Origin of the sequence: Pedobacter sp. V48, assembly GCF_000523515.1 — a bacterium.
Lineage (GTDB): Bacteria > Bacteroidota > Bacteroidia > Sphingobacteriales > Sphingobacteriaceae > Pedobacter.
In genome coordinates, this window is record NZ_AWRU01000001.1 from 1 (window position 1) to 12,267 (window position 12,267).

The 12,267-nt window shown below is 39.0% G+C and carries 10 protein-coding genes, 2 tRNA genes and 3 pseudogenes; 3 read left to right on the plus strand and 12 right to left on the minus strand.

Features of this window, described 5'->3' with window-relative positions; all coding sequences use genetic code 11:
• Positions 1 to 266: 266 nt before the first annotated feature.
• The 4 genes from N824_RS00010 to N824_RS00025 form a co-directional block, all read right to left on the minus strand.
• Positions 267 to 1,106, minus strand: coding sequence for an SDR family NAD(P)-dependent oxidoreductase (locus N824_RS00010; protein WP_048903105.1), 840 nt, complete (start codon positions 1,104 to 1,106; stop codon positions 267 to 269).
• A gap of 81 nt (positions 1,107 to 1,187) precedes the next feature.
• Positions 1,188 to 2,090, minus strand: a complete 903-nt coding sequence (locus tag N824_RS00015) for an AraC family transcriptional regulator (protein ID WP_048903106.1) — start codon at positions 2,088 to 2,090, stop codon at positions 1,188 to 1,190.
• A gap of 66 nt (positions 2,091 to 2,156) precedes the next feature.
• On the minus strand, positions 2,157 to 2,591 hold the full coding sequence (locus N824_RS00020; protein WP_048903107.1) for a VOC family protein: 435 nt from the start codon (positions 2,589 to 2,591) through the stop codon (positions 2,157 to 2,159).
• A gap of 147 nt (positions 2,592 to 2,738) precedes the next feature.
• A complete protein-coding gene (locus N824_RS00025) occupies positions 2,739 to 3,716 on the minus strand; it encodes an NmrA/HSCARG family protein (protein WP_200869776.1) in 978 nt (325 codons plus the stop codon).
• Positions 3,717 to 3,888: 172 nt separating this feature from the next.
• Here N824_RS00025 and N824_RS00030 point away from each other — a divergent pair.
• Positions 3,889 to 4,200 (plus strand): annotated as a pseudogene (locus N824_RS00030) (winged helix-turn-helix transcriptional regulator).
• Between the two features lie 139 nt (positions 4,201 to 4,339).
• Here the strand turns inward: N824_RS00030 and N824_RS00035 are convergent.
• The 4 genes from N824_RS00035 to N824_RS00055 form a co-directional block, all read right to left on the minus strand.
• Positions 4,340 to 5,704: an LruC domain-containing protein gene (locus N824_RS00035; protein WP_048903108.1), complete on the minus strand. Its 1,365-nt coding sequence runs from the start codon at positions 5,702 to 5,704 to the stop codon at positions 4,340 to 4,342.
• 1,068 nt (positions 5,705 to 6,772) lie between these two features.
• Positions 6,773 to 6,846, minus strand: a tRNA-Pro gene (locus N824_RS00045).
• A 54-nt stretch (positions 6,847 to 6,900) separates the two neighbouring features.
• Positions 6,901 to 6,974: transfer RNA gene (locus N824_RS00050), tRNA-Pro, on the minus strand.
• A 557-nt stretch (positions 6,975 to 7,531) separates the two neighbouring features.
• The gene (locus N824_RS00055; RefSeq protein WP_048903110.1) at positions 7,532 to 8,440 is read right to left on the minus strand and encodes an aldo/keto reductase family oxidoreductase; all 909 of its coding nucleotides are present in this window, start codon (positions 8,438 to 8,440) and stop codon (positions 7,532 to 7,534) included.
• Positions 8,441 to 8,751: 311 nt separating this feature from the next.
• On the opposite strand from N824_RS00055, the gene N824_RS00060 reads away from it, so the two are divergent.
• On the plus strand, positions 8,752 to 8,949 hold the full coding sequence (locus tag N824_RS00060; protein WP_255327384.1) for a DUF1622 domain-containing protein: 198 nt from the start codon (positions 8,752 to 8,754) through the stop codon (positions 8,947 to 8,949).
• 8 nt (positions 8,950 to 8,957) lie between these two features.
• Here the strand turns inward: N824_RS00060 and N824_RS00065 are convergent, their stop codons facing one another.
• The 4 genes and pseudogenes from N824_RS00065 to N824_RS00075 all read right to left on the minus strand — a co-directional run bounded on the left by N824_RS00065 (position 8,958) and on the right by N824_RS00075 (position 11,608).
• A complete protein-coding gene (locus tag N824_RS00065; protein ID WP_048903111.1) occupies positions 8,958 to 9,326 on the minus strand; it encodes a helix-turn-helix domain-containing protein in 369 nt (122 codons plus the stop codon).
• Positions 9,327 to 9,523: 197 nt separating this feature from the next.
• A complete protein-coding gene (locus tag N824_RS33930; protein WP_235206941.1) occupies positions 9,524 to 9,829 on the minus strand; it encodes a hypothetical protein in 306 nt (101 codons plus the stop codon).
• A 23-nt stretch (positions 9,830 to 9,852) separates the two neighbouring features.
• A pseudogene (locus tag N824_RS38130) lies at positions 9,853 to 10,341 on the minus strand (SPFH domain-containing protein).
• 28 nt (positions 10,342 to 10,369) lie between these two features.
• Positions 10,370 to 11,608, minus strand: coding sequence for a nodulation protein NfeD (locus N824_RS00075; RefSeq protein WP_235206942.1), 1,239 nt, complete (start codon positions 11,606 to 11,608; stop codon positions 10,370 to 10,372).
• A gap of 286 nt (positions 11,609 to 11,894) precedes the next feature.
• On the opposite strand from N824_RS00075, the pseudogene N824_RS38135 reads away from it, so the two are divergent.
• Positions 11,895 to 12,245 (plus strand): annotated as a pseudogene (locus N824_RS38135) (histidine kinase).
• Positions 12,246 to 12,267 lie beyond the last annotated feature (22 nt).

The window sequence follows — 12,267 nt, forward strand, 5'->3', positions numbered from 1 at the left end:
TTCAAGGTAGATATTCAACATCTTACCTTCTTTTTCTACTTGTGTTAATTCAAAATAATCCAGAATGCCTTCTGGTAATAATAAACTGATAAGKGTTTCTGCAGCTSCGCTCAAAATGAAAATTGTCGTTTGATTTACAATGGCAAAAGAAAGAAATTATTTTCTTCCCCCCAAGAATTCCGCTTGATCCAAAAAAATTCCTGTAAGCTAATAGCTCACAGGAATTCTTCTAGACAATATCAAATAGCCATATAAATACTAGCTAGTTAGCCGTTGTAGGCCATAGCTTTGGACAGCTCTTCGTTGAGTAAATAATCTTTTTTCAGTCTGTCTAATTTGGTCATGGCACGACTGTAAGCGTCATCCCCAAGCAACAGATAAAGCGGAGGGTTTTCTGAATAAGCTATCTCAATGATGGCTGCTGCTGCTTTTGCCGGATCGCCAATTTGCTTGCCGTCTTTTTGCAGAAGCATTTTCTGCGCATTGTGCATCTCAGTGTATTCAGGAATTGTATGCTGCGCGATATTGATTGAATCAGCATTTAGAAAATTAGTTCGAAATGCACCAGGCGCAACCACTGTTACTTTAACTCCAAATTCTGCAACATCCTGAGCAAGAACCTCAGACAATCCTACAACTGAAAACTTTGTAGCTGCATAAACAGACCAGCCGCTTGTGCCCGTTATACCGGCTATCGAAGATATATTAATAATATGTCCCGACATTTGACTACGCATGTAAGGCATTACCATTCGGATAACGTTCAACGTTCCAAAGACATTTATTTCAAAGCTATTGCGGGTTTCACGATCACTTAATTCTTCGATACTTCCTCCGATACCATAGCCTGCATTATTTATTACAACGTCGATCCTTTTAAAGGCTGCATTTGCCTGATGGATGGCGCAACCAACACTGTCTTCATTACTAAGTTCTACTTGCAGCGGTAGAAAGTTTGGTGCGGTAACACCAACGGCATCTACCAATGCCTTTAAATCGCGGGAAGTAGCTGCAACATTCTGACCCGCCTGAAGTAATTGTTTTACCAGGTTTAATCCAAATCCTTTGGAAGCTCCTGTAATAAACCAAGTTCTAATTTTCTCCATATTTCGTTTGTTTTTACAATACAAAGATAATAGGAAACAACAGCTGACCGTATACGCTGATCAAACCGATCATTACGAAATTCAAACAAGACGAAATGCAGAAGGAGTAGTACTGGTTTGCTTTTTGAAAAAATTATTGAAATGTGTGGGTGCTTCGAAACCAAGACAGTAGCTTATTTCGGAAACATTCCAGTTCGTATGACGCAGAAGTGCCCTGGCCTCGCTGGTCAGTCGCTCCATGATATGATCCGTAGTTGTTTTTCCAGTCGTCTGACGAACAGCGCGGTTAAGATGGTTAACATGTACCGATAGTTGATCCGCAAAATCTTTAGCAGAGCGCAGACTAAATCTCTGCGATGGGGACTCGATGGGAAACTGCCGCTCAAGAAGCTCCGTAAATATAGATGTGATACGTGAATTGGCATCTGGATGCTGATAGAGGCGATTAGAAGGCTGTATCTTCAAAGCGTAGTGAATCAACTCAGTAACATAATTGCGCAGTAGATCATATTTAAAAATGTAGTCGGAATTAAGCTCTGCCAGCATCTTATCAAATAAAGCCAATACAATTGTTTCTTGTTCAGCGTTAAGCACATAAACCGGATTTGCTCCAGGAGAAAACATCGGTAATTGGTGAATATTGCTGCGCAGCATCTCTGTAAAAAAAGACTCCTTATAAATACAAAATCTACCTGAATGCTTGTCATTTAGATTTTCAAAAGTGTAAGGAACAACCGGGTTAAAGAAAACCAACGCGGTCCCATCCATTTCTATGCTTTTATCCGCATAGTGAATAACCCCTTTACCCCTGAAAAGACTGATCTTGTAGAAATCCCGCCGACTATACTGAACAGGCTTCGCGCCGGGAATGTAACAGTCCTCGGACCTAAATACATTAAAGTGTCCGATATCCTGACTGAGATTATCAGGTAACCAATTAAATTTTTTCTTGTAGAAATCCTCAAGTGTCTCCGTATGTGCCATAGAACAAAGTTACACAATTCAAACCAGACACCAAACAATAGCAGTAATTCCAATTCGCTTTAGCGATTATTTTTTGCCTTGCCCATTGTAGCTCATCATCCAGTTCACACCGAATTTATCAGTCAGCATTCCAAAATAATCACCCCAGAAAGTATTTGCCAATGGCATCGTTATTTTTCCTTCCACCGACAAACCGTTAAAAATGCGATCCGCTTCATCTTTGCTATTCGCAGATATGGAAACTGCAAAGTTATTCCCCTGCACAAATGAAGGTGCCCATTCTCCGCCACAGTCACTCCCCATCAGGATGGAGTTACCGATAGGTAATGAAACATGCATCACCTTGCTTTTATCGGCTTGCGGTACTTTGTATTCTTCAGTCTCAGGCATTTCACCAAAGCGTCCGATGTATGTAAATTCTCCTCCAAATACGGATTTATAAAAGTTAAATGCGGCTTGACAATCTCCATTGAAATTCAAGTACGTGTTTGTTGTTGCCATGTGTTTCTTGTTTTTTGTTACCAATTAGTATTCCTAATATAAGCATTGGCTTTATCTTCATATAAAATGAGGTGGCTTTGTGTCAAGATCAGAATCTCTAAAACATCTATGTCTGGTTGCGCTACTTTAATCCTGACCCGCAAACCATTAATAGGAAAGCTTTTGACCTTGCCAACCAGTGTTAAGCAGAAATTGTTCCCAATTAAGGCTATTTTGGTTCATTTGACGGCTCCACAGCAAATCACGGTCTTTGCCAAAATAACCATATTCAACTGCGTACTCTGCCATTCCCAAAATCTCACTTACCAAAAGCTCGTTTGAGCTAAAGTTTGGAAAATGGTGAAGCAAATGCTCGCGTGTAAATGCGGAACTATACACAGCTTTCTTGCCTGTAACCCGTACAAAAGTATCTATCATTTCCTGCGGGGAAATCATATCGCCGATCACCGGTAAGGATTTACCAGCATATTGACTCGGATTCGAGAAAATCTCGAAAACCGCTGGTCCTGTGGCAGTAAGGGGATCAACAAAGGGTGCACGGAAGTCCTTTGGTAAATAAATTGGAAAAACTAATGTATCTCCTTCAGTATAAGGAGGGTAAAACTCCATAAGATTGGTATAGAAAAAAGCCATATAAATAAATGAGCTTTTGACGGAGAGTGTACGGATATATTCCTCAATTTCGGCCTTGTCTGTAAAATGAGGAGCAAATTTTTTCCCATCTGTAATTTTCTCTACATTTTCTAAACTGCTAAAAACGATGTGTTGAACACCTGCTTCAACCGCCGCATCTGCCAACTGTTTGCCCAACTCCTTTTCGTGAGTTTGCGGAGGGGCAATGCTTGGGGTCATCATAAAAACACCGTCCGATCCTCGGAATGCTGCCACGAAATCTTTCTGACATCCTAGATCGAGTGGCAAACTAATGAGCTCCACGCCTCGTTCAGTCAAATTTAGTGCCTCGGGTGAATCTACCCGTCGGGTAATGCCACGTACACGATACTGTCCACTTTGTAAAAGCGTGTTCGCAGCACTCAGCCCCTGTTTACCCAAAACTCCTGTGATTGTGATTAGTGGTTTATCTTTTTGTCTCATTGCCTCATTTGCTTTAAAATCCAATATCATAATGAATTATTTTTTGACTATAAAAATTATAGTTGCAAAAGTATCTGTAGTGCTATAGATTTGCAATAACTATCCAAAACGATAGGTTAAAAATTGGAAGATGAAAACGGAATGTATTGGTGACTACGTAAAATTAAAAGGGAAAGTTTATCCCTGCACAGTGAGCCTTGCGATGGATCTGATAGGCGGAAAATGGAAAGCGGTAATTCTATATCATTTAAAAGATGCATCAAAACGCTACAGTGAGCTTCGGAAAGAAGTGCCAGATATCACCGAAATGACACTGAGTTTACAGTTAAAATAATTGGAGAAAGATGGTTTGGTATCCAGAAAAGTATATGGCAAAAAGCCTCCTATCAAGGTGGTTTACAGTCTCACGCATTTTGGTAAAACCTTTATACCTGTCTTAGATACAATTACTACCTGGGGAAACCAGATCGTATCCGAAAAGGGCGAATTCGTCAAGAATCCTCTACTTATATAACTTTATTCATTCAGTAACGCAGGAAACGGACAATGATTTAAGAATCACTTATCCGGGAATTGTAGAATACATTATTTTCAATACAAAAAAAGCCTGTCTCATGAAAATGATGACAGGCTTTCTGAATTATTTTATTATACTAATTGCCGGCAGCAACTGAAGGAAATAGCTTGGTAGCGTCTCTAAAATCAGTACCTGTATTGCTATACCAGTCAGCATAAAGTGATCCACCACTGGTTGCCCAACCGGAAAACTTCAAATAAGATTCTAAGATGCCGATTTTCTCGTATGGGTATCGGAACGTTGCAACGGGAATTTCAATACCCCAAGGCAGTCTGCCTTTAGTACTATAATAAACTCCTTTTAATGAATTGTCGACGTTTGTACCAAACAAAGATCTATCTGCAAGTTTCGTTGGATGCTTTCCAAATAAGTGGGTTTCATAACCTCTAATTGCATCCTTTGTGCCGTTAAATATAAAGGGGTTAAATGCGCTTACACCCAAGACTGGGAAACTTGGCCCATCGGTTAAGTCAAAGCTAAAAGTAAAGGTTTTGACCGGGGAAAGCGACTGATTAGGCATAGTATTCCATAATACTTGCTGATCCCTTGCATTGTTAAATAAAATTACAACTAAGCTATCATGACCATCTTCACGACTTACCCCATCCGATGACTTGAAGTTCTTTGCCATGTCTTTTGGCAAAGGAAACTGCACCGCTGCACCGTTTTTATAACTAGCCCCACTTGCAATTAAATTCCATTTTCCCTCAATCCGTACTGCAATGTTTTTTGCGTTGGTAACAACCAAATGCTTATAGGTTAAAACAACATCATTCAAATCATAATCTCCAAGCAATGGCCAGCTATCTTCGAATGCAATCGTTGATCCTCCATTATGATAATTAACGGAAAAATTATTAAATGCCTTCGTTTTGTCGTTCGGATAATCATCTTGCTCATCAATTATACCGTCCCCGTCTGTGTCAGGCTTGAGCTCTACGGGTGCAACGCCGTTACCAAGCGTATTGCAATCATCTTTGATGATATACGCACCACAACCCTTTATTGCACCATCACTGAAGTGCTTTTTGTTATTTTGATTTACTTCCAAATCCCTGGTACCGCAATATTGTAAGGCGCCTTTGAAATAACCACTATTATTTACAACATTATCACCAACCGTGCCTGTCGTTTTAAATAAGGATACTGCCGGGCCACGGCCATAAACCACACCATTCATATTAGACATGTTAAGCGTTTGATGCATTGCACCATCAATCAGGTTGATAGTGCCGCCGCTATTTACATAAGTGTCACCTTTAACTAGAACAAGCTTATAGTTATTGAGCGAACCAGTGTTAACTGTTAGAACGTTATTCACAGTAAAACTGCAATAATTATTAAGTGTACTGCCGCTATTAAATGTAGCATTATTGAAAGTCATGCTCCCAGAATTGGTCATTAGGCCATTAATACTCGGATTCTGGCTCTGAACAACCATACTTGAACGATTTGTAAGTTCTGAACCAGAGTTTAAGTTAAAGTTGCTMCYKNNGWAAAYRKYGRMTCTCCGTTGTTAATAAAGCTTCCAGCGTTGGAGAGATTCCCTGCAAGAAGCTTACCGCTGTTGGAGAAAATTTCACCACTTTTAATGTTTAAATCTCTATTGAATCTAACTGTAGTTCCTTCGGAAATAAATACTTTTATACCTGTGTGATTAAAGTTGTCACCAAAAGTTATCGTTTTTCCAGGTGCATTTATCTTTAGGGTACCTCCGTTATTAGCTTCAACATTAATCGTAAGATCAACCGTCGAAGTAAAACAGTAGACATCTGTACTGGTGTTGAGTTTGATGTTTGAAGCGGACGTTTTAGTTCCGCATTCAGGTTCAACTTCCGTACTCAAAGACTTGCCTGCCATAAGCAAACTTAATTTATTGTATTTGTTCACGGAACTTAGGGCAGTGGACACTTTTGTTGAGTTTAAAGTTAGCTTTTCCATAACAGAGGAGCCGTCTGGTGAAGTCTTCACAACATAGGCTTCATTAACCGTCGAAGGAATAGACAGGGTTGCAGTGAACGGATTAACCAATGTTGCAGATCCTTTTGCGATTGCAATAGGGTTAGTTGCCGGGTCGGCCAGGTAAATTGCGACCACGTGAATTTTGTTTTGAAACCGGGTGTCCGTAATACTAATACTGAAATTAACATCTCTGGCGCTCTGCCAGGTGAAACCAGCAGGTATCACCAAATCAGTTATTTTTTTAATGACAGGGTCTTTTTTAGTGTTGTCTTTTGAACATGATGCCGCTAAAATGGCCAATCCTAAGGTTAGAATAAGTAGTTTTTTATTCATAAAATTTATTAAATGGTGTAGCAAGAAATTTGACTTGGAGTTACTTAAGCACAAAAATAGGTTAAAATTGTGGTTATTTATTGAAATTGATAACAAATGAGATGCCCCCCATTTTAGTGCTGTTTTTATTGATATTGTTTGATACCCGCTTGAACAAAAAAAGGCCTCAAATCATGGATTTAAGGCCTTTTTGATAGAATTTGATTTCTATTCGTCGGGGTGGCAGGATTCGAACCTACGACCTCCTGCTCCCAAAGCAGGCGCGATACCGGGCTACGCTACACCCCGAACTGGTATCTGTTTTTACTGGTCAATATTAAACTACTCATCTAAGTAGTTGTGTCGGGGTGGCAGGATTCGAACCTACGACCTCCTGCTCCCAAAGCAGGCGCGATACCGGGCTACGCTACACCCCGAACTGGTATCTTCTTTTCCCTTTTTCGAAGGGATTGCAAAGTAACAACTTTATTTTTATAAAAGCTAACTTTACTTTTTTTATTTCTAGCTTCATCAGCTAAGGCTGCAAAGATAGAAATAATTCACTTGCGTGCAAATATTTAAACACTAATTAAAACCAAAAAACATCCTTTTACGACACATTAATCGCGTTTTAACTCTATATCAACCACTTAAAAAACATAAAATATTTAAGTTTTTTAAGTTGCATAAGCATATTTGGGTTTCGGCATCAGAATTCTCCCCTTCTCCCTTGTTCAGAACTTCCTATATTTTATCTCTTTTCATTATAATTCCCGGCTATATCAAGTAAAATCTCCTTGCGCCGTGAGTACTTAAATAGAATTAGAAAGGATTTAGCCTGGCCTTTTGGTAAGAAGAATGAGTAAAAAAAGAAAGCNGGGAATAAACCAGATTGGCCACTCCCGCTTAAATTAACGCTCTCATCACAAATATACGACTGTAAACTGGATTACCTACTAATTTTAAAAAAAATAATCTAAGCCTCTATTTTGTACTACAACCCTTTGCTCAGATTACTATTTTCAACAGATACGTTATACAATTCATACCAATCCTGATGATCAAGCTCTATGGTAAAAGCATTTACTGCGTTTCTAATTCTTTGTTCATTCGTTGTGCCAATCAGAGGCAATGCCCCCAATTTAACCAGCCATGCTACTGCTAATGATTCAATATGCACATTGTATTTAGCACTTAATTCCTCTAGCTTTTCGCGCACCTTAACAGCCTGATTATCTGTTCCGGCAGCAATTCTACCTTCTGCAAGAGGCGCATAAGCCAATGGACGCATGTAACGTTGTTTGATATAATCAATCTGTCCGTTATCCAATGCCTGCATATTTAGCAGGTTTAGTTCAATATGATTGGTTACTATTGGCTTAGTTAAATAAGAAGCCAATAACTGGTGCTGAAAAACGGAGAAATTTGCTACACCAATGTTTTTAATCTTACCCGATTCTTTTAGTCGCTCAAGGGTTAATGCTGTTTCTTCAAGATTAGATATTGGATCGAGTTTGTCTAATAAAAAGATATCGATATAATCAGTTCTCAAATTCTTTAACGACTGCTCTACACTGGCAATAATATGAGCTGCTGAGGTATTATAATGTTTAACTCTAATATCAGGGCGCTGTGCATTTGGAAGCCTTAGTCCGCATTTACTAAACAAAACAACTTCTTCTCTTTTAAAAGCACCTTCTTTTAGCAACTCTCCAAACAATTGTTCACATTTCTCCGAACCGTAACTATCGCCATGCTCAAAGGTGTTAATACCCAGCTCCATGCACAAATAAAAAATCTTTTTTAAAGTAGCATCAGCATCCTTAACATCATCCCATCTGTAAAAACCATAAACTGCGGGTGACACTTTAGGCCCCGCATCTCCCATATAAATCTTTTGCATATTCTCTTTCTATAATTCAAATCTAAGCATTACTTCAATCTATATAAATTTTAGTAAAAAAATACTTACATTTTTTAAATAATTGTCTTTACACAATATTGGTGAATTTTATAATTGCATCCTAAATCGTATATTTAATTCAAACCCTATTGAGCAACAACCATGTCGCAGCTACTCCAAACTATATCCAATATCATTAGCTACGTCAGTATCGCAATCATCTGTTACGGCGCTGTAATAGGCCTATTTAAATTCATCAATAATGAATTTGCTAGATTCAACCGATCTTTTTCACTAGAAAAACCGTTCGGATCAAAATCGAGGTGGGGTATTACCTATTACTTGGTCTGGAATTTTTAATCGCCTCTGATATCATTGACACCATACTCAACCCTTCATTTGAAGATTTAGGAATATTGGCTGGTACTGTGCTTATCAGAACTGGCCTATCATTTTTCCTGAATAAGGAAATTGAGAATATCGCTAAAAACGACCCCTTAAAGGATTAACTTCCTTTCTATGCTTTTATCTTTTCTCGGTGATTAAGCCCCCATATCACTAAACTCTCTGTTACCGGTAACACACTACTACCGTATTCAGTAATTGCATATTTTACAGTAATGGGTCGGGTATCCAGCACAGTTCTGGAAACAAGCAGATTAATTTCAAGATCATGTAACTCCTTTGATAACATTTTAGCAGAAATACCTTCTATTTCACGTTGGATTTTTTTGAAAGTATTCTGGCCTTCCTTTCTATTGTTCAGGTACCGCATGATCCTCAGTTTCCATTTTCCACCAAGTATTTCAAGGCTATCACGAATTGCTGATAGTTCCTGCTCACAGGTTGCCTCCTTTATATTTCCGTTGATATTTATTGTTGCCATACTCAAATGGGTTAACTAAAGGTAACCGGTTACCTTTAGTTAACCCATAACAAAAATAAACTATTGCCTCCTAATTTTGAAATACAATTTATATACTAATCCAAAAAGTATGCAGATCAGAAAAATATTTCGCTGGATTTTTAGATTAAAAAGTCGTTACAGCAAGCTCTCTAGTTACTATCCTATCAGAAACATTATTAAGTGAGCGCATCAGCATCCGCATCTTTAGCCGGCTTATCTTCCTTTGGATGCAGTTCTACCGACGGTTGCATAAAAGGTTTCAACAAATCAATTGGTACCGGGAAAATTGTTGTTGAGTTGTTTTCTGTCGCAATTTCACGAAGGGTTTGCAAATAGCGTAAGGTAAGTGCGCTTGGCTGTTCGCTTAAGATCTTTGCGGCATCCGACAAACGTTGCGAGGCCTGGTATTCTCCTTCGGCAGAAATCACTTTTGAACGCCTTTCACGTTCTGCCTCGGCCTGTTTAGCCATTGCCCTTTGCATTTCCTGAGGAAGGTCTATTTGTTTTACTTCAACMRCMRTTWYCYYKRTACCMMWKGRTTYNNTTTTMANGATMMRKSRYCYRYYGNAGRTSYAMAYTNTWTCYYWWCRCGWYGCKMKWSCNGRTCKTMRMGTTCCGACTGTCCCAGTACACTACGCAGTGTTGTTTGCGAAAACTGAGAAGTAGCCGTTAAAAAGTTCTCTACCTCCACTACCGCTTTTTGAGGGTCTATTACCCTAAAATAGATTACGGCATTAACCTTTATAGATACATTGTCTCTAGTAATCACATCCTGAGGTGGCACGTCCATAACTATAATACGCAGCGATATTCTTACCATTTTATCTATAAAAGGAATCAAAAGAATCAACCCGGGCCCCTTTGCACCTTTGTCTAGCACCCTACCTAAACGAAAAACAACTCCACGTTCATATTCACGAAGGATACGGATCGCGCTGGAAAGTACGATGACAGCAAAAAAAATGAGCACTATAATAAACACATTGTAATACATAAAAACCTCCTTTTAGTTAAAAATAGAATTATATGGTACGCCCCAATGGCTCCACAAATAAAGTAAGCCCTTTAACCTTAATTACTTTTACCAGCTCACCCTTGTTAATTTTTCCTTTAATTGATTCTGCCGTCCACACTTCTCCATTTACCAGTAGCTGCCCCTGTGGATCAAGCTGACTCAGCGTTTCTCCAGTCTGCCCCAGTAAGTTATTGATCCCTGTAACTGTTTTGAGTCGCTGTGCCCTCAAGCCTAAAACTATTACACAGAGAAAGAAAGCGGCACTTAAAACAGTAACTGAAATAACCACTCCCGTAGATATTTTAATCATATCTAAGGAAGAACTTGATTTGAACAGCATTACCGAACCGAGAAACAACGAAACCACACCTCCAATTGCCAACACCCCATGGCTAACCACCTTAATTTCGAGCAGAAAAAGCACCAGAGAAAAAACGATCAACATTAATCCGGCGTAATTAACAGGTAAGGTATTCATGGCATAGAAGGCCAGAATCAGGCTAATCACACCAACTACCCCAGGCAGCACTGCCCCGGGATTAAACAATTCAAAATATATTCCTGCCATACCCAGCATGAGTAGAACATAAGCGACATCGGGGTTGCTGATAAAGTCCAGCAGCTTCTCCGAAGCGCTCATCTCTACATATTGAATTTTAGCTCCTTTTGTATGTAGTGTAACATTACCGGAGCTTAATTCTATATTTCGTCCGTCTATTTGATTAAGTAGTTCATTTTCATTCGCAGCGATATAATCGATTACTTTCTTACTGAGTGCCTCATTCTCGGTAATAGACAAACTGTTTCCGACTGCATCTTGGGACCATTCGAGATTGCGTTTTCGTTTTTCTGCAATACTTCTTATAAATGCGACAGCATCATTTGTGGCCTTTACATTCATCACTGAATCTGCCTTGCCTACCAGGTTCACAGGGTGAGCAGCTCCAATATTGGTCCCGGGTGCCATGGCGGCAACATGGGCTGCAAGAGTAATGAAAACTCCGGCAGAACCAGCATGTGAACCAGATGGGGAAACGTAAACTACCACTGGAACCGGTGAGGTCAGAATATCGCTCACAATCCTACGTGTAGATTGTAATAAACCTCCTGGTGTATTCAGCTGAATTACCAGGCATGCTGCCTTTTCCGTTGTTGCCTTTTCAATTCCGTTATGTATAAAAGACGCCGAAACCGGATTAATTACACCATCAATCTTTATCACCACAACCCTTTGTGCGTTTGACATCAACGGAAAACAAGTTAGAAAAATCAAGAACAAAATCTTATTTTTCATACGATTAGATTTATTACTCGTGCAACCTATAAATATACTGAAAATCAACCCCTTATTATTCTTTTTTTAGCAATATTAAAGGTAACTTTAATATGACCAACCTATTGATATATTACCGCCCAAATCTGCTACAGAAAGGAGTTCAATTATGGGAAAAGTTCGAAACATCTTACAAGAAAAAACCAGGTCTACAATTTTTGTAAGCCCAAACACCACTGTCTTTGAAGCACTGGAATTAATGTTTAAAAAAAACATCGGATCGCTTCTGATTATGGATCATGAAAAATTCATTGGAATTTTCACGGAAAGAGATTACGCCAGAAAAGTAATCCTAAAGGGCAAATCTTCAAAAGAAATGAAGATCAGCGAAATCATGACGGAGAATCCCCTTACAGTATCTTCCGATGATACAATTKAARAGWRNATGWRGMTNARYGAMAWNATRAYKKWNNATCMNNCMWWTASMSRYGATRSNAYKWAGSTWASCTWMNNGKCNATCRYSKSTAWWKGKKWKRTRRWRWWATTTATCATTGAAGAGCAAAAGTTTATCATTGGAAATCTGGATCATTACATTACCAGCACCAGATAGCACGATCATTCAGGTAACAAAA

Bases quoted from the DNA above. Each gene is read 5' to 3' on its own strand.
- N824_RS00010 (WP_048903105.1), bottom strand. From the start codon at position 1,106: ATGGAGAAAATTAGAACTTGGTTTATTACAGGAGCTTCCAAAGGATTT.
- N824_RS00015 (WP_048903106.1), bottom strand. From the start codon at position 2,090: ATGGCACATACGGAGACACTTGAGGATTTCTACAAGAAAAAATTTAAT.
- N824_RS00020 (WP_048903107.1), bottom strand. From the start codon at position 2,591: ATGGCAACAACAAACACGTACTTGAATTTCAATGGAGATTGTCAAGCC.
- N824_RS00025 (WP_200869776.1), bottom strand. From the start codon at position 3,716: ATGATATTGGATTTTAAAGCAAATGAGGCAATGAGACAAAAAGATAAA.
- N824_RS00035 (WP_048903108.1), bottom strand. From the start codon at position 5,704: ATGGTTGTTCAGAGCCAGAATCCGAGTATTAATGGCCTAATGACCAAT.
- N824_RS00055 (WP_048903110.1), bottom strand. From the start codon at position 8,440: ATGCAAAAGATTTATATGGGAGATGCGGGGCCTAAAGTGTCACCCGCA.
- N824_RS00065 (WP_048903111.1), bottom strand. From the start codon at position 9,326: ATGGCAACAATAAATATCAACGGAAATATAAAGGAGGCAACCTGTGAG.
- N824_RS33930 (WP_235206941.1), bottom strand. From the start codon at position 9,829: ATGCAAAGGGCAATGGCTAAACAGGCCGAGGCAGAACGTGAAAGGCGT.
- N824_RS00075 (WP_235206942.1), bottom strand. From the start codon at position 11,608: ATGTCAAACGCACAAAGGGTTGTGGTGATAAAGATTGATGGTGTAATT.